Origin of the sequence: Scytonema sp. PCC 10023, assembly GCF_963920835.1 — a bacterium.
In the GTDB taxonomy this organism is placed as follows: Bacteria; Cyanobacteriota; Cyanobacteriia; order Cyanobacteriales; family Nostocaceae; genus Kalymmatonema.
Map to the genome: position 1 here is coordinate 170,099 of NZ_CAWUDP010000005.1, position 17,453 is coordinate 187,551.

Annotated in this window: 16 protein-coding genes and 1 pseudogene; 11 read left to right on the forward strand and 6 right to left on the reverse strand. The window is 42.6% G+C overall.

The window, feature by feature from the left end; genetic code table 11:
* Positions 1 to 423 precede the first annotated feature (423 nt).
* A complete protein-coding gene (locus tag ACM0OZ_RS05265) occupies positions 424 to 1,026 on the forward strand; it encodes a hypothetical protein (RefSeq protein ID WP_414581758.1) in 603 nt (200 codons plus the stop codon).
* A 100-nt stretch (positions 1,027 to 1,126) separates the two neighbouring features.
* Here the strand turns inward: ACM0OZ_RS05265 and ACM0OZ_RS05270 are convergent, their stop codons facing one another.
* Entirely contained in the window at positions 1,127 to 1,894 is a 768-nt protein-coding gene (locus ACM0OZ_RS05270; protein ID WP_414581759.1) for a WecB/TagA/CpsF family glycosyltransferase, read from the reverse strand.
* A 603-nt stretch (positions 1,895 to 2,497) separates the two neighbouring features.
* On the opposite strand from ACM0OZ_RS05270, the gene ACM0OZ_RS05275 reads away from it, so the two are divergent.
* The 4 genes from ACM0OZ_RS05275 (at position 2,498) to ACM0OZ_RS05290 (ending at position 9,515) form a co-directional block, all read left to right on the forward strand.
* The gene (locus tag ACM0OZ_RS05275) at positions 2,498 to 3,223 is read left to right on the forward strand and encodes a response regulator (protein ID WP_414581760.1); all 726 of its coding nucleotides are present in this window, start codon (positions 2,498 to 2,500) and stop codon (positions 3,221 to 3,223) included.
* 476 nt (positions 3,224 to 3,699) lie between these two features.
* Positions 3,700 to 5,376 (forward strand): SpoIIE family protein phosphatase, encoded by a 1,677-nt coding sequence (locus tag ACM0OZ_RS05280; protein WP_414581761.1) that lies wholly within the window; start codon positions 3,700 to 3,702, stop codon positions 5,374 to 5,376.
* A 3-nt stretch (positions 5,377 to 5,379) separates the two neighbouring features.
* Positions 5,380 to 5,823, forward strand: a complete 444-nt coding sequence (locus ACM0OZ_RS05285) for an ATP-binding protein (protein WP_414581786.1) — start codon at positions 5,380 to 5,382, stop codon at positions 5,821 to 5,823.
* Positions 5,824 to 6,458: 635 nt separating this feature from the next.
* Positions 6,459 to 9,515, forward strand: coding sequence for a filamentous hemagglutinin N-terminal domain-containing protein (locus ACM0OZ_RS05290; protein WP_414581762.1), 3,057 nt, complete (start codon positions 6,459 to 6,461; stop codon positions 9,513 to 9,515).
* Between the two features lie 237 nt (positions 9,516 to 9,752).
* On the opposite strand, the gene ACM0OZ_RS05295 is transcribed toward ACM0OZ_RS05290, so the two are convergent.
* Complete coding sequence (locus ACM0OZ_RS05295; RefSeq protein WP_414581763.1) at positions 9,753 to 9,896, reverse strand: ribbon-helix-helix protein, CopG family; 144 nt, start codon at positions 9,894 to 9,896, stop codon at positions 9,753 to 9,755.
* A gap of 35 nt (positions 9,897 to 9,931) precedes the next feature.
* Here ACM0OZ_RS05295 and ACM0OZ_RS05300 point away from each other — a divergent pair.
* Together ACM0OZ_RS05300 and ACM0OZ_RS05305 are read left to right on the forward strand one after the other, a co-directional pair.
* Positions 9,932 to 10,499, forward strand: a pseudogene (locus ACM0OZ_RS05300) (RNA-guided endonuclease InsQ/TnpB family protein); the annotation flags it as partial.
* Between the two features lie 462 nt (positions 10,500 to 10,961).
* Entirely contained in the window at positions 10,962 to 11,399 is a 438-nt protein-coding gene (locus ACM0OZ_RS05305) for a hypothetical protein (protein ID WP_414581764.1), read from the forward strand.
* A gap of 84 nt (positions 11,400 to 11,483) precedes the next feature.
* Here the strand turns inward: ACM0OZ_RS05305 and ACM0OZ_RS05310 are convergent, their stop codons facing one another.
* Together ACM0OZ_RS05310 and ACM0OZ_RS05315 are read right to left on the reverse strand one after the other, a co-directional pair.
* A complete protein-coding gene (locus tag ACM0OZ_RS05310) occupies positions 11,484 to 11,906 on the reverse strand; it encodes a nuclear transport factor 2 family protein (RefSeq protein ID WP_414581765.1) in 423 nt (140 codons plus the stop codon).
* Positions 11,907 to 12,733: 827 nt separating this feature from the next.
* A complete protein-coding gene (locus ACM0OZ_RS05315) occupies positions 12,734 to 13,252 on the reverse strand; it encodes an orange carotenoid protein N-terminal domain-containing protein (protein WP_414581766.1) in 519 nt (172 codons plus the stop codon).
* A 208-nt stretch (positions 13,253 to 13,460) separates the two neighbouring features.
* Between ACM0OZ_RS05315 and queG the strand changes: the two genes are divergently transcribed.
* From queG to ACM0OZ_RS05330, 3 genes are all read left to right on the forward strand, one after another.
* On the forward strand, positions 13,461 to 14,417 hold the full coding sequence (queG, locus tag ACM0OZ_RS05320) for a tRNA epoxyqueuosine(34) reductase QueG (protein WP_414581767.1): 957 nt from the start codon (positions 13,461 to 13,463) through the stop codon (positions 14,415 to 14,417).
* The gene (locus tag ACM0OZ_RS05325) at positions 14,414 to 15,061 is read left to right on the forward strand and encodes an HAD-IA family hydrolase (protein WP_414581768.1); all 648 of its coding nucleotides are present in this window, start codon (positions 14,414 to 14,416) and stop codon (positions 15,059 to 15,061) included. The genes queG and ACM0OZ_RS05325 overlap by 4 nt, the downstream gene beginning before the upstream one ends.
* Before the next feature lie 401 nt (positions 15,062 to 15,462).
* The gene (locus ACM0OZ_RS05330; RefSeq protein ID WP_414581769.1) at positions 15,463 to 15,780 is read left to right on the forward strand and encodes a hypothetical protein; all 318 of its coding nucleotides are present in this window, start codon (positions 15,463 to 15,465) and stop codon (positions 15,778 to 15,780) included.
* Positions 15,781 to 15,882: 102 nt separating this feature from the next.
* Here ACM0OZ_RS05330 and ACM0OZ_RS05335 read toward each other — a convergent pair whose 3' ends face one another.
* Positions 15,883 to 16,257, reverse strand: coding sequence for a hypothetical protein (locus ACM0OZ_RS05335; RefSeq protein ID WP_414581770.1), 375 nt, complete (start codon positions 16,255 to 16,257; stop codon positions 15,883 to 15,885).
* A 214-nt stretch (positions 16,258 to 16,471) separates the two neighbouring features.
* Between ACM0OZ_RS05335 and ACM0OZ_RS05340 the strand changes: the two genes are divergently transcribed.
* On the forward strand, positions 16,472 to 17,002 hold the full coding sequence (locus ACM0OZ_RS05340; protein WP_414581771.1) for an orange carotenoid protein N-terminal domain-containing protein: 531 nt from the start codon (positions 16,472 to 16,474) through the stop codon (positions 17,000 to 17,002).
* A 69-nt stretch (positions 17,003 to 17,071) separates the two neighbouring features.
* Here ACM0OZ_RS05340 and ACM0OZ_RS05345 read toward each other — a convergent pair whose 3' ends face one another.
* Positions 17,072 to 17,353 (reverse strand): GNAT family N-acetyltransferase, encoded by a 282-nt coding sequence (locus tag ACM0OZ_RS05345; RefSeq protein ID WP_414581787.1) that lies wholly within the window; start codon positions 17,351 to 17,353, stop codon positions 17,072 to 17,074.
* Between the last annotated feature and the right edge of the window lie 100 nt (positions 17,354 to 17,453).

Here is a 17,453-nt window from a genome sequence, read left to right on the forward strand (position 1 = left end):
TATTTTCCACTTTCCTTTACAAGTCCAGCTAGCCATACAAATACATCATATCCAAAGGCTTCTTATCTCTGCTTCTAATAAAGTGGATGGAAAATTTACGACTACTTAATGAAGATTTGGTAACTTTTTTTCTACTTTTTAAAGTTTTTGTGGCTCTCAAATACTATTATATATATCATTGTACTGGTAGCACCTATAACTTAGGGGTGAAACCCCACAGTACATTTTTATGGTATTCTAACAGAAACATTACTGAGTTAGTGAGCGTCAAGAAAACTGGAAACGCTCATTAAAATTATCCAGTAAATTCAGGTGTGCTTCGTGCTGCTTGCTGATTAACTAGCTCTTGAACCTAGGATGCAATGCAGTTCGGTAAAAACAATAACTACCTATGTAATTTCTAATCTAAATGTTCTCTAGACAATGACAAAGCGGGGTGTCGTGGTAAAACAGGCTAGTCTTCAATCGCAAACAAAGCAAACCATTGAAGACCAAAAATTTTCTCTTCACAATTTTGAGTTTTCCAGTAAGATTGTAGATTACGCTTCGCGGGGTCAAACCGAACAAGAAGTTGACAGTGCAGTGGTAGCTGTACCAACCTGTATCTATTTGAATCTGGAAGATTTGAGATGTTTTGAAGCAGTGGAGCGACAGTACGAGCAATGGGGCGTCGTTTTTAACAATTGTATAGCAATACAGCCCTCAAATCCAGCATTTCCTACCCACTCCGGTCTGGTAGTGTTAATGGGAGCGCGTAAGAACGAATCTTTAGAAGCAACTTTTCTGCGTCCTGTTCATTTTGTCAGTGCTTTTGTCACCAGTTCACAGCGGCTTGTGTTTTCAGCATACAACCGTGATCATCAACTACTGACCCAAACGGTACTACCGGGAGCAAACCTTGCCAATTCTGACTCTGCTGTGCCTCCCAACACATTATTATCTTTATCAGCAAATGAAATTCACCGCGTGACCTTCTGTGCTTTTGATGGTCAATTCACCATTGATGACTTTAGTTTCTGTTATTAACTAGTAGTTTATGTGATTAATTTTGATATGTGGTAGGGGTCAGATCCCCGACTTCTTAAAGAAGTCGGAGATCTTGTAACCCATTAGAATTAATGAAACGTTAATTCGATGCTACACTTACCCCAAAAACTTGAAAAAACCGATAAATAAGAGCTTTCAGGGCAAACTCAGGCAAAGCCAACATCCGTTGCCAGCGCCAAGGTTCTTTATAGAGTCGATACAGCCATTCCAAATTATTATCTCCCAACCAAGCAGGAGCGCGAGTTTTCACCCCCGACCAAATATCAAAACTCCCTCCAACACCAATCCATATTGCTTGAGGACACAAATGACGATTGTTAGCAATCCATAACTCTTGACGTGGAACTCCCAAGCCAACAAAAATAACTTGTGGCTGTAGTTGGGTAAGAGTTTGTCGCAATTGTTCTTCTTCTTGTGCGGAATGGAAGCCGGAATGACTGCCTGCTACGATTAAACCTGGAACTTGAGAAAGCCAAAACTCTGATGCTTTTGCGGCTACACCAGGCGCTCCTCCATAGAAAAATACTTTTGTACCCGTTCCCAGTTGCCCAATTTCTTGCAACAGTGTTTCTGCGAGTTCAATTCCGGGAGTTCTTTGAACTTTTTGCCGCAACAGCCATCGGAGGTAGAGAACCACCCCTGCTCCATCTGGAATCACTAACTCGGCACTGTGTATGACCTGAGCGAGAGAGGAATTCCGCTCTGCCTGCATAGTCATTTCTGCATTGAGCGTGACCACATGAACTCCCATGCCTTGTTGCAGGCATTCTAGCAACCAGCTTGGATAATTAGTCATCACATGAACTGGTAGCCCTAATACTGAAAACTTTCTAGGCAGTTCAGACATAGCCTATTCTTAACGAGCCTCACACCAACTATATAGATAGAACAATAGCTTATCAAATTGTTTCCAAAAGCTTATTATGGGAATTTTACAAATTCTTGACATCGTTGTGTGCTAAATCTGATCGTTATATTTGGTAAGACTTATAGCGCAAGAGACTGTCTGTTAGTTAAACATATGCTATGCTACCCCAATGCCCAGATAGCATACTTCTCCAATAAGTCATAAATTTGGGCATGGCTTGTGCTATCTATTTAGGTGTTAGTTTACTCGCTATAACAATCAGAATGCACAATAAAACTTACCAATATCAGGCACTGCTAAGCAGGGGCAGTACTTTTCATTTTTATTTTTATTGTTGAAGCTAATGTTCTTCAGGAGATTAGTGCAACTCCACGACTTATTAACCTGACGTATGAGCTGTGGACGTTTTAAGGGCTATTTTCTTGGTAAATGGCTGGGGCACGGAGCCAAAGCGTTTCTGTGCTAGTCTAACTCAAAAAGCTCTCCTATCTATATTTTTCCACAGGCACCTTGAAACTGCATCTCCTGAACCTCTTGTAAACTCAATTTTACAGCTTTTAAGTGTAAGGGCGGTAATAGACCATGGCTAAAATTCGTGTTGCTTTGATTGAAGATCATGACCTCACCCGTGTGGGTATTCGGACAGCGCTGCTGCAAAAGGAAGAAATTGAAGTTGTCGGAGAAGCGACTAATGCAGTAGAAGGTTTGAAGATGTTAAAAACTCTACAACCAGATATTGCAATTGTCGATATCGGTTTACCAGATAAAGATGGAATTGAACTTACACGGGAGGTGAAATCGACAGCTCATGGAGAAGAGTTAGCAACAAAGGTATTGATTTTGACACTGCGGGATAACAAAGAAGCGGTGCTAGCAGCTTTTGCCGCAGGAGCTGACTCTTACTGTATGAAGGATATTAGGTTCGATAATTTGCTGGACGCTGTGCGAGTCACTTACAACGGTAACGCTTGGATTGATCCGGCGATCGCTCGCATTGTCTTGCAACAAGCACAACAAAATCCACCCAAACCCGAAGCCATAACATTAGACAACAAGAGTGTTGATAGTAACTCACGCTCCGCTGAGAATCAGCCGGATGACATGATAGACCCTTACACCCTAACAGAAAGGGAATTAGAAGTCTTGCAATTGATTGTAGAAGGTTGTAGCAATGCGGTGATTGCGGAAAGGCTTTACATCACAGTTGGAACTGTCAAAACACACGTCCGAAACATTTTGAACAAGCTGTGCGCTGATGACCGCACGCAAGCCGCAGTCCGCGCTTTGCGTTCTGGATTGGTGGGATAGAGTTCACATTGGGGTGTGGCAACCTCTGAGGAGACTATATCAAAATTTACAGAAAATTTTGAGATAATTATGCTATCTAATTGGATAGATTCTACTTACTTTTGTTTTTCTAATTCTTTTTTAACAAGAAAGAACTCAGAACTCAGGAGTCAGAACTCAGAATTGAGTTCTCTACCACTGGGTGGCTTTGAGTCTGGGTTTAAGTATCCCACCCTTCGGGTGAGTCCAGAGGACACGCTACGCGTTGGCGCAGCCTGTGCTCCGGACTTACCCAGTCCCCTAGGTTGGGAAACCCGCCTCCAGGGCTGTGTCACCAAATCTTTGAAAAGGTGGTCTTCAATGACTAGCGGCTCCCAATCCCCTACTCATTGCATTCTGAGTTCTGAGTTCTGCATTCTGCATTCTTTTTCAATCATCAGGAGGCAGCAACAAAACGCTACCTCGGTACTCATTGCATCTAGAAAGTCAACTCAAGTATGACTGAGATAGAGGTAGCCAGACTGAAGCTCATGGTGGTAGATGATGAGCCTGATAATCTTGATTTACTCTACCGCACTTTTAGACGAGACTTTCAGGTGTATAGAGCAACTGATGCTCTCAGTGGGCTGGATATCTTGGACAAAGAAGGCGAGATGGCTGTCATTATCTCTGACCAAAGAATGCCACAGATGAATGGCACAGAATTTCTCGGTAGAACTGTGGAGCGCTTTCCTGATACAATGCGGATTTTGCTGACTGGTTTTACCGATGTCGAAGATTTGGTAGAGGCGATAAACTCTGGTCAGGTGTTCAAGTACATCACTAAACCTTGGAAACCCGAGCGACTTAAGGCAGTTGTTGAGCAAGCAGCAGACATATATCGAGTTGTCAAAAAACGCACACAAGAATTGAGTCGCGCCTTGCGGCGAGAATCTTTATTTAATGCAGTCACAACAGCGATTCGCGAGTCTTTAGACTACAACAGTATGCTACAAAAAATTGTAGCAACAATAGGACAGGCTTTTGAAGCTAGTTATTGCCTGCTGAGACCAGTGGAGGGCGATCGCCTCACACTAGACCAGTTCTGCTACCAAAATCCGAAATCTTTAGCATCGAGTTGTTATTTCGATCCAAATCCTTTGATTGAGAAGGTTTTGGAAAGCCGTCAATATCAACTTGCTCAGTATACACAAGATGACAAAGCCTGTCAGCAACTGATAGTACCACTTATATACCAGCAAAACCTGCTTGCTGTTCTTGCCCTTAACCATGATCACCATGCTCGTTCTTGGCAAGAAGAAGACATCCAGCTCATTGCAGGTGTTGCCGAACAAGCAGCCTTAGCCCTCTCCCAGGCAAAACTTTATCAACGCCTTCAAGAGAAACAACAGCAAATCCGCGTCGAGTTGGAAGTTGCTCGCCAAATTCAAAACAACCTGCTGCGCCAAACCATGCCGGACATCAAGGGTGTGAGAGTACAAGCCTGTTGCCAGCCAGCTCGTGAAGTCGGAGGGGATTTTTTTGAAGTGTTTGCCCATCCCAAAGGAGACTTGTGGTTGGCGGTAGGAGACGTTTCTGGTAAGGGTGTCCCAGCGGCTTTGTTCATGGCTAGTGCCATTTCGGTATTGCGCCGAGAGTTGTCTCAAGAATCACCACCTCTGCCGAATGTGGTCATGCAAAATCTCAACCATGCTCTCAGTGATGATTTGATCAGCAACAATTACTTTATCACCCTCGTCTTAGCTCGTTATACTCCCACCACCAGGGAACTCATTTATGCTAATGCAGGACATATATATCCCCTGTTGTGGTCACGGCAAGAGACGACCGTGGAAAAAAACCCCCAGTATCTTAAGGTACGCAGCGTTCCCCTAGGTATATTCCCTATATGGCAGGCAAAGTCTAGTCAGTTGGTTCTTGCACCCCGAGATATCCTACTGCTAGCGAGTGATGGTATTACTGAATCAAAAGTCTTAAAAAGCACTAATTTATACCTCAATTCCGTGGATAGCGAGCAACGAGTCAGCCGTTCTATGCTGAATCAAGAAGGTCTTTGGCAACTCCTTAAGATGGAAAGGCAACCACTTGATCTTAACCATTTACTAGCGCGTATCCAGGCAAACAACTTAGTTCAAGAAGATGACCAAACTATACTTTCGCTGGAGGTTTTCTAAGTGATGAAAAGTGAGCTTCATGTACCAAGCGACTTGAAGTTTTTAACCATAGTAGAAAACTGGTTGCTAGGATGCTTGGAAGTCCAGTTTAAAGGTTCAGTTGATTGGTCAATGCAATCAAGTCGCTTGCGGCTGGTTTTGGTGGAAGCCTACTCTAACGTGGTGCGTCATGCTCATAAGGATCAGCCTTATCTGCCAGTTTTAATTCGTTTAGAACTAAAAGATACCGATATTGTTCTGGAAGTTTGGGATCACGGCAAAGGCTTCGATGTATCCAGCTATTTGCCTCCAAATCCTACAGACAGACAAGAAGGGGGCTATGGTTGGCTAATTATGCATCGTCTTATGGACAAGGTGGAGTACCAGTTAGAAGTTGATGGTGCTAACTGTCTGAAGTTAGAAGTGACTTTGCCAAAAGTCACTCAACGCGCACCCCAACCTGTATAGTTTATTGTTGATTTCATTTGTTGACTACAGGTGATAGCCCTTGCCTTCGCTCCGGGACGCTGCGCTTCGCGCTTTATGCTGAATACAAACCTATGTCTGGGCGTTGCTGATACAAAATACACAGCAATGCATATATTAACGTGAGTTCGACGAAGTCAAAGCAGACCTCACCCCAAACCCCTCTCCTCGTAGGAGAGGGGCTTCAAATCCTGATTCTAATGTTGCTCCTCCCTCTCCTAAAAGGAGAGGGAGGTTGGGAGGGTTGGGTCTAAACGTAGAAAAATCTGCCAGCCTCCGGAAAAACCGCCCTTAAAAATTGATTGATTTTGTATACTAGTTAACAGTTTGGGCGGTTTTTCCGTCAAGATCGTGAACCCTAAACTAGTTAACTTGTAATGAGGCTGGCAGATTTTTCCGGTTTCAATGAAACGGTGAGGTTTGTCGAACTCACGTTATATTACTGCCGCCAATAGATTAATCAATTTTTGTAAAGAAAATACCGAGTTTCATGCAAAACTCTAACCAAAGATTGAAAATTAGGCAAAGGTAACTTAAGATTGATGCAATTTATTTGACATTAGTGTTTGTAACCTTGGTTCAGCAACTGCTTGTGGTGGAGCAAGGCAATGTCGGCAATGAGTACTCGTTGTGGTTGGTTTTTGGGTATAGCGATTGGCAAAGCCACTGCCCTTTGGGCGATCGCTTGTGTATTGCCTTTCTCTACAAGTGCAGTAGCCCAAATCACCCCAGATAGCACTTTACCCAATAATTCCATCGTCAACATCAATGGGAAGACCTTCAACATTACAGGAGGAACACAAGCTGGCAGTAATCTGTTCCACAGTTTCAAGGATTTTTCTGTTTCCACTGGTAGCGAAGCTTTCTTTAATAATACGGTTGACATTGGGAACATCATTAGTAGGGTGACGGGTGGGTCTATATCTAATATTGATGGGTTAATTCGCACCGTAGGTACAGCAAACCTATTTTTAATTAATCCCAATGGAATTATTTTTGGTCCTAATGCTTCGCTAAATATCGGTGGCTCATTCTTTGCAAGTACAGCCGAAAGTCTAAATTTTGCAGATGGTACAAAGTTTAGTGCGACTGCTCCCCAAACAACACCTCTTTTAACTATCAGTGTCCCTCTTGGTTTGCAATTTGGCGCAAGTCCCGCCAGCATCCGAAATCAATCGCAGTTACAGGTACAATCGGGTAAAAGTTTGGCACTTGTTGGCGGTAATGTAAGTTTAGATGGCGGCTTGTTGCAGGCTTTAAATGGTCGAGTTGAGTTAGCAGGAGTTGCTGGTTCAGGAACAGTAGGCTTGAATCTAAATGGTAATGATTTTTCCTTGAGTGTTCCACAGGATGCAGCCAGAGCAGATGTTTCCCTCACCAATGCAGCTAAAGTTGATGTCGCTAATACAGGTCAGGGTAGTGTAGCAGTTACCGCCCGGAACATAGATATTTCCGGAGGAAGTCGCATTTCTGCTGGAATTAAAGGGTCACAACCAGTTGGTTCATCTTCACGAGATGTGACGCTGGATGCGACAGGGGTGGTGAGAATGATTCAGGATAGCCAACTCAACAACGTGGTGGAGAGTGGTGCTACTGGTAACGCTGGCAACATCAATATTAATGCCAGTAAACTAGAGGTGAATGGCGGACAAATTCGCACCCGGACTTTGGGGAACGGCAATGCAGGTAACATCAATATTAAAGCTGGTGAGATTAGAATAGATAATCCGGCTTATGAAACGAATTTTGCTAATCGTACAAATCCTTCAAATGATAAACCTGCAATTGATGCAAGTGCCTACAGTAACAACTTTACTTTTGGAAGGGGACGTAGCGGCAACGTATCATTAGAAGCCACCAATGGCTCCATTTCTTTAATTGGGCGGGGTGAACAAGGCGAGAATAAGGTAATTTCCACCTACAATACCAATTTTGGTCAAGGTGCTGGAAATGTATCACTCATAGCCAAGGGTTCTATCTCTTTAGACAATGCTTATATTACTGCCAGCACCTTTTCCCGACTTAACGGTGGAGGACAGATATTACTGCAAGGTGATGAGTCCGTGTCTTTAGCAAACAATAGCTCGCTTGTTACTACAAGCTTTGTTAGTGGGAATTCTGGAAACATCACATTAAAATCCTCTGGTCCTGTATTTGTGCAAAGTAGCTTGGTTTCCACGAACGTCGGATCTACAGCAAACTTCGTCTCTCCCCAAGGCAATGCTGGTGATATAAACATATCTGGGCGGTCTGTTTCCATAACTGATGGATCGGAGGTGAGAGCAACAAGTGACTTGGGTGGCAACTCCGGTAAGATTGAGATCAATGCTACAGATGCAGTAGAAATCTCAGGCAGGCTTCCAGTTTCATTGATTGGAAAATCTCGCGGAGGAAGTTTTTTATTTAGTAGTCTACGGACAAGTGCTGGGAGAAATGCCACAGGGAAGGCTGGTGATATTAACATCAATGTTCCAAATGGAAGTTTACGTATAGCAGATGGTGGGAATTTAAGGGCAGAAACTCAAGGAGCTTTTGGGGGCGGTAATATCAATGTGAATGCTAAGGTAGTGGAATTGACTGGGGGCGGCAAACTTCGCACCACTACCTCTAGCAGTGGTGATGCAGGTAACATTACCTTCAACAACACAGACCGCATCACTATCTCCGGCAATATTTCTGGGTTCAATGAAATATTGAACGAAGTACAAAACAGAGATAGGAGACAGGCACAGAGTATACGTAATGAAGGCTATAGCGATCCTAGTGGGGTATATGCCAATACATCTAGGACTTCCACAGGTAAAGGTGGAAACGTGGAGATTACTACTGGAAAGTTGCAAGTTCAAGATAGCGGACAAATAAATGTCAGTAGTGATGGTCAAGGAAATGCTGGCTTACTAAAAATCACAGCTAACTCTATCTTTCTCGACACTCAAGGAAAACTCCAAGCAGCAACTGCATCTGGTGAAGGCGGAAATATCAATTTGAACGTGCGAGATTACATCTTGATGCGCCGCCAAAGTCAGATATCTGCTAAAGCTGATAATAATGCCAAGGGCGGCAACATTACCATTTCTAGCCCGAATGGCTTTGTCGTCACGGTCAATAATGAAAACAGTGATATTGTTGCTACCGCTGACCAAGGACAGGGAGGTGAGATCACAATTACTAGCTCTGGCGTGTATGGGTTTGAAATCAGCCGTTTTGTGACGCGAGATGAAACGCTCAGTGAGATTAACGCGCTTTCTCAAGCGGGACCTCAATTTAATGGCACTGTACTCATCAACAATCCCAATGTAGATCCAAGCCGGGGATTAGTGGAACTGCCCATAGTTGTCGCTGATGTCTCAGCGCCAATTGACACTGGTGGATGTGCCGCGTTTGCCGGATTAGGGGGCAATCAATTTATTGTTACCGGACGCGGCGGTTTGCCTCCTAGCCCTTACGAACCCCTCAGCACTGATGTGGTATGGCTAGATACTCGCATTTCAGAAATTACAACACAGCAGCAACGCTCAGAATTACCCGCAGCTAAACCACCATCTAAACCTGACGCTGTGGCAATTGTACCTGCAACTGGCTGGGTGTTCAACGGCAAAGGGCAAGTAACGCTCATCTCCCATACCTCAGGTGCCAATCCTTCGGGCTCAACTCCTGCTAAATGCCCTAATTGACGACCTCCCAGGGCTAAAACCACAGGGATTCTCAAAAGTTGTTCCACAGCTTAGCTATTGCCGTGCTGTTACACCTTTCTTCCTGCTTCTTAAACTCTTAACTAGAGCAGCCTCGTGACTTACTCCCCGCTACTACCGTTTCCACAGGCATTTTTGTTTTACATCCAAGAAGCGTCCCTCCTCAGATGGGTCTAAAAATTTAGTTTTTTACCGGAAAACTGGGTTTAAAGCCCCGTCCTAAAGGAGCGGCTTTCTCTTTGTCTTTAGGCTTCTAATGAGTTCTCTTAAAACATCTGATTTCGATCTTCCAGTTTCTTCGCAATACGATTCTAGCTTTGTGAACTCTTCATCCGTCAATCTAAAAAAGACGCTCTTCTTCATTGCATTTGTATATCTGGTTGATATACAATATTATCATGAAAACACTGAAGTTTAAGTTGTACTCACACAAGCGGAATAAATACCTCAAGCAGTCGATTAACGCTGCTGGGGTTATCTACAACCATTGTATTGCTCTTCCGAGTCGGTACTACCGGATCTGGGGCAAACATTTGAGTTGTGCGAAACTTCAGTCTCATGTTGCCAAGTTGCGGAAACGCAATCCATTTTGGCAGTTAGTAGGTTCTCAAGCGGTACAGGATATCTGTCAACGCCCAATCGAAAGCATACCAATTATTTTTTAAGCACAACAAAAAAGGGGTTCGTCCACCAGGATTCAAGAAAGTTAAGAAGTATAAATCATTCACCCTCAAACAAGCAGGGTATAAATTTTTAAGTCGTAACAGGGTTAAAATTGGGAATCGAGTTTATCAATTTTGGAAATCTAGAAGTTGGGAGGGAACAGTCAAAACACTAACCATTAAACGCACACCTTTGGGTGAATTGTTTATGGTTGTTGTGGTTGACACTGTTCATGAGCCAGAAATCAAATTTGAGACGGGTAAAATTGCTGGATTTGATTTTGGGTTAAAGACATTTCTCACTCGTCTTTGTCTTTTTCCCCAAAGCCAGTGTCTTTCCCGGTTTTCTGAGCATGGATGCGGAAGACTTTCCTACAATGGATTCGCGTTGTAACGCGTCATGTTTCAATTTTAACAGATGAAACAAAAATCTTCACAGTAGGCTTTAACCTACGGGGCGCGGCTTTCATCCCCGCAGCTATTGCCGAGGGGTCAAGAGCCAGCCACCTTATAGAGCAACATCACAAACAGTTTTAAGAAATATTAAGAAAGTTAATAACTTTTGCTAAGTTTATTTGAACTATAGCTTCTAATCATTAATTATTAGAATAGAAGCTTGTTTTTTCTCATTTTGCAGAGCTAGATTATGTAGCTTTGCAAAATGACTCTGTCATAGGAGGGCGTGCGATAAGATGGCGATCGCCTTAATCCAACGTCCAGTGCCGAATTTTAACAATCATTTTATAACAAAATCATGATTTCGCCTATGGAAGCCTCGATTTGTTTGTCACCCCGCTATCGCCTCGATGATGAATTACCTTGGCTTGAGGGAATTGATCCTAGTCGTCATTACTGGATTGCGGTAAATGGAGACACAAATCTCACCCTAGCGATTCCTGGATTAACGGTGTCCTCGATAAGTGAGTTGAAGCAGACTATCCGCGAGTTTCGGGCGCTACAACCTGGAGAACAAATGACTTTGGCTAGAGTTGCCAGTACTTGCACAATTCACTGTGTCAGCCCAAACTGTTATGCTGTTGAAGACCAAATCAATAACGCTTGGGTCTGGCATCTCTTTGACCAAGAAACTTTAGATAGTTTGTTGATGACTGCGCACCCAGATTGGCAATGTGCCGCTAAAGATATCGAACTAGGACGAAAGTTGCTCATGCGTTCTTTTCAGCAAGCAGCAGTTACTAAGTAGCTCAACAAGACGCCCAGATAATGAGACGCACCTGACGCGCTTCCAAAAGGTCTTCACATCAGGTGCGTTTCTGTGTCAGTCTCTTCACCGCCGCAAATTGAGTAACTCTTGGGGAGAGGCTAAAAGTTTTATTCTTGTATAAAGAATTTCTTTTTGTTGGTTGAGGATAAATGTCCACAAGACATTAACACCACACCAAGATGTTTGTGCTTTGCCTGTTACCTGAAATTGGATTTGCTCCTCATCCAGTGTCTCGCTGACACCTTCACGGGGATAAGCTTTCACGTCTTGCGCCTCTTGTTGCAGATAGCCAATAATTGCATCTCGCCCCACAAAACCAGATTCAAACGGCGGATGCATAACACCATCCTCTGCAAACAAAGCAGCAGTTTCCTCAAACTTCCCTGTGTTCAAGCTTAGGAAATAACGCAGTATAGTTGGTTCTGTAATTCCCTCTATTTGGAGTGTTTCATCTACAGTTGTGGGTGTAAATTCAGCAGCTGCCATAGATTTACCTGTATCACGTTAGCTCACAATTTATTTGAATACAAAAGCCAGCGGACTCGAAAGCAACTTTCGAGGTATATTGCCCAAATAAGCATAAATCATTCCTATGGTGGAAGTAGCATCTTGTTCCCAGACAGGGTGTAAGGCGGTAGCCAATACGGTTCGGTTAGTGATGTTTGCGCTGTATGAGATCCCCCAACCCCCTTAAAACAGTGAACAGTGAACAGTGAACAGTAACGCCTGCTATGGTGGGGGATTTAAACCCGCCACCAACGCTTTCGGTCCAATTGGTGGGGGACTTAAACCCTGCGGATGAAACTGATAACTGATAACTGATAACTGATAACTGGTAACTGTTAAAAAGGGGGTAGATAGTTCCCTGCTTTTTAAGGGCGGCTAGGGGGGGATCAAGTATTATCCGAAAAGTATTGCCGCATCGTGTCGCTATACAAACCGTATTGGGGGAGCTTTCCTTATGTGTGTTTGTATTTTTAATAGGTGTAAGCACAATCAACTTATGTACTTTGTGGGAATTAGGGCTTGAGTAGCAAGGGAGTTAAACTCAGCAGGACAGTCACCCAAAGAAAGTTGCTCTTCAAAACCGTGCATGAGGCGTTAAAACTCACTATGCCGCCCAAATGGCGCTTGTTACCCACACTTTTATCTACACTTCAATAAATTAAAAAACTTGAATAAAGCTGGTAGCCTTTTCTACCGCAGCCAGAAATTTTTGTGTAATTTTATTTATACATAAAAAATGTTCCCAGACAAAACAGCCTGGGAACGAGGAATGGAATATGGAAGGTTGGGAGAAGCTGGAAGGAAGATTAGTCAGCTAGGGGATCAACACCCATGTCAGCTACTACTTTACGGAAAACAGTAATTTGTTGACCAAAATCGAGTTGCTTAAGTTCTTCTAATACTTTGACACCATCACGGGAAAGTTGATAGCCAGGAGGCATAGGAACGACGAAGCCTTGAACCATAAGTTCTGATAATTCGTACCAGAACGCCAATTTGGTATTGTTACTCAAAATACCGTAGGAGCGAGAAATTTGAGTATTTCTCTTAGCAGCCAGGTCACGCATCACCTGTAACTGCTCATCATGAGACATTTGCTTAATTTGATTTAACAGACCTTCGGCTAACTGTAAACGCGCTGCACCTGTAGCTGCTGGTGTGATGGAACGACCCATCTCTGTGTAAGCATACCAAAGTACTGCCAACTGGTCATCCACGCTTAAGCTTTGGAACACAGCCACGGAAAGTACAACATCACCAGGCTGAGTGCTGTAATTGAAAGGATTGGGGTAACGGCTTTGTGCTGAATCAGTTGTAAAAGTCATGATTGCCCCACAGTCAAATAGTTATTACGCTGCAAATCAGTAGGAGGCTTGTATTTTTTTTGTTGCCTCTCGATTTACATGTTGCATCATTTGTTTACAAATTGCAAATAAAATTTACAAATAGGGAAAATAGCAAAAAGAAATAGGTGTATTGACTGAATGGTGTAGAATACAAGAGCCAGACAGTAGGCAAATTAAAATAAGAGAAATGAATCGATCCCCGGGAACAAACAGCACTGAGGTGAAAAAGAAAGCTCTAGAGTTGGGATTCCATAAGGTTGGAATTGCTGCAGTAGACGGGGAAGATGTAACACAAGTGCAAAGATTGCAAGCTTGGCTAGCGCTTGGTTATGCTGCCGACATGGAATGGATGGCAAATCCCAAGCGCCAAGATATTCGTAAGGTTATGCCAGAGGTGCAAACTATAATTAGTGTCGCCCTTAACTACTACACGCCTCAAAAGCGTCCCGAAGGAAGAGAATACGCTAAAATTTCCCGTTATGCTTGGGGACGGGATTATCACAAAGTCATGCACAAAAAACTCAAGGTACTGACAAGTTGGCTGCAAGGACTTGATGAAGGCATTCAAGCACGATACTATGCAGATACAGGTCCAGTGCAAGATAAAGTATGGGCGCAAAAAGCTGGCATCGGTTGGATTGCCAAGAATGGTAATGTGATAACACGAGAGTATGGCTCTTGGGTATTTTTAGGGGAAGTGCTGACGAATTTGCAGTTGGAGAGCGATCGCCCGCATACAGAACACTGCGGTAGTTGTACTCGTTGTATGGAAGCTTGTCCGACAGGCGCGATTACCCAGCCTTTTGTGGTGGATGCCAATCGCTGCATTGCCTATCATACAATTGAAAATCGAGATGAAGAATTGCCCCAGACAGTGACACCCCATTTACAGGGCTGGGTTGCTGGTTGTGATATTTGCCAAGAAGTTTGTCCTTGGAATCAGCGCTTCGCCAAAGAAACAGATGTTGCAGAGTTTGAGCCATACTCTGGGAATGTTGCGCCCAAGCTGGTAGAATTAGCGCAAATCTCAGATCAAGAGTGGGATAGACAATTTCCGGCATCGGCGTTGCGGCGAATTAAGCCACATATGTTACGACGGAATGCCCGTGCTAATCTAAACGCATTCCATCAGGCGAAAGAATGACCCAGAAAGTAATTATTTTTGATTTTGATGGCACAATTGCTGATACCGTAGATGCTTTGGTAAGTATTGCCAATCGTTTAGCTGAAAAGTTTGGCTATATACCAATCACTCAAGAGGAACTTGCCCTCCTGAGAAACTTGAGTTCTAGGGAAATCATCAAGTACTCAGGAATTTCAATTTTGAAAATACCTTTTTTAGTCAAAAAAGTAAAATCTGAGTTAAAAAGTAAAATCAAAGAATTAAAGCCAATTTCAGGAATTAAAGAAACCTTAGTAGTGCTTAACAATAACGGTTACAGACTAGGAATTATAACTTCTAATTCTCAAGACAATGTTACAGATTTTCTCAAAGTCAATGATTTAGATAACTTATTTGATTTTGTCTATTCAGGCGTCACAATCTTTGGAAAAACAACAATCATTAATAACGTATTAAAACAAAAACAAATCAAGCCTCAAGAAGTTATTTATGTTGGAGATGAAACCAGAGATATAGAAGCATCGAAGAAAGCAAATATTAAGGTAATTGCAGTGACTTGGGGTTTTAATTCACAGGAAGTGCTAGCAAAACAAAATCCAGATTTTTTGATTCACGAACCCTACGAATTGTTGGAAGTAATCAAAGGGTTAAGCCCAGATAATTGAAAAAAACAGATTTCTTGCAAAACTATGATTAATTGATATATAGCAATCGTAAATCATAAGCCGTATAAACACCGTGAACAATCAGATTCCCGACTTCTTCAAGAAGTCGGGAATCTTAATATGTGTGATTTTTACAAATTAAATAAGTTTGATCTAGCTCAGTAACAGGAATCTCTGCTATTAAAATTGAATAAGAATTAAATACATTCCCTAATTATAATGACTATTACACATTATTTGTCAATCTGTAAATATATTAAAAGTTATACAAGTATATCTACCTCTCTAGAGTGAGGTTTTTAGTGTTTATATTAAGAAAAATAAAGGTTGGTATGAAAGTAGTTTTCACTACCAAGGTTCCGAGTCATTCACGAAAAAACACTTAGCATAGGAAAATAGTTATGGCTGACGCTAAGCAAAGCGCTAATCTTGATGCCACCATCTCTGCCTTGCAAGGAGGTCTGACTTCCATACCTGCTGAACAAGCGATCGCTGTGATCGACAGTTGGCAACAACAACTCCAAGGAAATGATATTGCAGAAGATTTGGGTGAACTCAAACAGGCGCTCCAAAGTGGTGACAAAGCAACAATTTCTAAGATTCTCGTCGATTTGGGCGAGGACACACAGGGTGCAGGTGCTGACGCAACAGGTGATGTTGCTACTAAGGTGAAGCAACTTGGAGATCTGCTCCTGAAAGCAGGCAATTCTATCAAGTAGTTCTTAATACTTCAAAAGACACATATCACAAAATTGTTAAAAGCTCGACCTATATTAGGTCGAGCTTTTTTAAAATTGATTTTTTACTAACTACAGACAAATTTACTTTTTCGATTGACCTTTTTCCTTAGCTTTTTCTACCAAATCGTCAGTAACATTAGTTCCACCTTCACTTGGAGAACCACCAACTTCCTTCGCCATATCTACGTAATCACTAGGATCACCAGTTGGCTGAGCTTGCGTGGTTGTCTGTTGAGGTTCGCTCACTTCCTGCTTAGGTGCAGTCGCCTCTTGGGCTGCTTTTGCACCTTCACCAGTGCGGTCAACTTCACTGACGCTGAGTCGTTGGGCAGCTTCATAATCTGCTTCCATATCGACGCTTGGAGTTTTTTCTTCACCGCTTGCTATGTTTTGGGCGGCTAGTTGTGCATCGTGAGTAGGAGCTTGTGATTCGTTGGGTTTTATTTCTTCTGGCATTATTCACTTCTCCAAAAATTTCTCTATCAATGCCGCATTCTAACAAAGAAAGCTCTTCTTTCCTTGGCATCCATGGATAGACTTTTACCTCTATTAAAAGGTATATAAAACCATATTTCTCCAATTTTTAAAACTCTTTCGTTTGGGGGGCGATACTGATTCTGAAACTCTGATACCCCTAGATTGACATATTAAATAGCTCTGGAGATAAATTATGACTGCAAGTTACGATAAAAATGTTCCTCAAGCTTTAAGCAATGAAACTCAAAAAGTGGTAGAAGGATTTAACGGTTTAGATACCGACGCCAAACTCGCTTGGTTGTATTTTGTTTATAAGAAAATGGGGGACTCAATTACTCCAGCAGCCCCAGCCGCTGGCGAACCAGAACTAGCGCCAAAGCTCTTAGGAAACTATTATGAATTGTCTGATGACGAACAACTTTCAATCATGCGGCAAATTGTCAACCGCGATGATACGGAATATTCTCGTGCCTATGGTGCAATAAAAGAAAACAACCAGCTCTTTATTTGGTATATTTGGGCGGTATCTATGGGCAAGCAAGTGGTTGACATGCCAGAAAACTACAAAGCAACTGACGCAATTAATAATGTACTTTCCCAAATAGAAGGATTGGATTTTGAAGAGCAAATGTCTATATTGCGGACAATTGTCGGTGAAATGGGCTACACCGACGTTAAGCCGATTGAAACGCAAGCAGAAACTGGCAAAACGTCAAGCCTTTAGTCAGTAGGGGCTAATGGCTAATAGCTAATAACCATGAGCAGTTAGTTATTAGCCATTTAATGAAAATTATTAACTCTGTGTTACTGATGTATTGACCAACCATTTACCGATAACCTTTTCCATACAAGTCTCTCCTTTGGTAAAGCCAAGTTTTTTGTAAAAGTTCAAAGTATCTGTAAATAAACAAATATGCTGACCCTGTAACTCGTCCAATAGCAGTCGCATCATTGTGCTGGCAATTCCATGACGGCGATAGGGCGTAAATGTCCAGACATCAACTACGTAAGCATTACAAATACCATCAAATAGCACGCGAGCGGTTCCAATAATACGATTATCTGCATAAGCGATACAAGTCGCATAACTGTTGGCAAACGACGCTCTAAGCTATTCAGGGCTTCTACCGTTGTCAAATTTATCTTGACTGAGCGTTGTTTTCATCTCTTCCCAG

What these genes read in the sequence shown, in the direction of transcription:
- ACM0OZ_RS05265 (WP_414581758.1), top strand. Translation starts at nt 424, where the DNA reads ATGACAAAGCGGGGTGTCGTGGTAAAACAGGCTAGTCTTCAATCGCAA.
- ACM0OZ_RS05270 (WP_414581759.1), bottom strand. Translation starts at nt 1,894, where the DNA reads ATGTCTGAACTGCCTAGAAAGTTTTCAGTATTAGGGCTACCAGTTCAT.
- ACM0OZ_RS05275 (WP_414581760.1), top strand. Translation starts at nt 2,498, where the DNA reads ATGGCTAAAATTCGTGTTGCTTTGATTGAAGATCATGACCTCACCCGT.
- ACM0OZ_RS05280 (WP_414581761.1), top strand. Translation starts at nt 3,700, where the DNA reads ATGACTGAGATAGAGGTAGCCAGACTGAAGCTCATGGTGGTAGATGAT.
- ACM0OZ_RS05285 (WP_414581786.1), top strand. Translation starts at nt 5,380, where the DNA reads ATGAAAAGTGAGCTTCATGTACCAAGCGACTTGAAGTTTTTAACCATA.
- ACM0OZ_RS05290 (WP_414581762.1), top strand. Translation starts at nt 6,459, where the DNA reads ATGAGTACTCGTTGTGGTTGGTTTTTGGGTATAGCGATTGGCAAAGCC.
- ACM0OZ_RS05295 (WP_414581763.1), bottom strand. Translation starts at nt 9,896, where the DNA reads ATGAAGAAGAGCGTCTTTTTTAGATTGACGGATGAAGAGTTCACAAAG.
- ACM0OZ_RS05305 (WP_414581764.1), top strand. Translation starts at nt 10,962, where the DNA reads ATGGAAGCCTCGATTTGTTTGTCACCCCGCTATCGCCTCGATGATGAA.
- ACM0OZ_RS05310 (WP_414581765.1), bottom strand. Translation starts at nt 11,906, where the DNA reads ATGGCAGCTGCTGAATTTACACCCACAACTGTAGATGAAACACTCCAA.
- ACM0OZ_RS05315 (WP_414581766.1), bottom strand. Translation starts at nt 13,252, where the DNA reads ATGACTTTTACAACTGATTCAGCACAAAGCCGTTACCCCAATCCTTTC.
- queG (WP_414581767.1), top strand. Translation starts at nt 13,461, where the DNA reads ATGAATCGATCCCCGGGAACAAACAGCACTGAGGTGAAAAAGAAAGCT.
- ACM0OZ_RS05325 (WP_414581768.1), top strand. Translation starts at nt 14,414, where the DNA reads ATGACCCAGAAAGTAATTATTTTTGATTTTGATGGCACAATTGCTGAT.
- ACM0OZ_RS05330 (WP_414581769.1), top strand. Translation starts at nt 15,463, where the DNA reads ATGGCTGACGCTAAGCAAAGCGCTAATCTTGATGCCACCATCTCTGCC.
- ACM0OZ_RS05335 (WP_414581770.1), bottom strand. Translation starts at nt 16,257, where the DNA reads ATGCCAGAAGAAATAAAACCCAACGAATCACAAGCTCCTACTCACGAT.
- ACM0OZ_RS05340 (WP_414581771.1), top strand. Translation starts at nt 16,472, where the DNA reads ATGACTGCAAGTTACGATAAAAATGTTCCTCAAGCTTTAAGCAATGAA.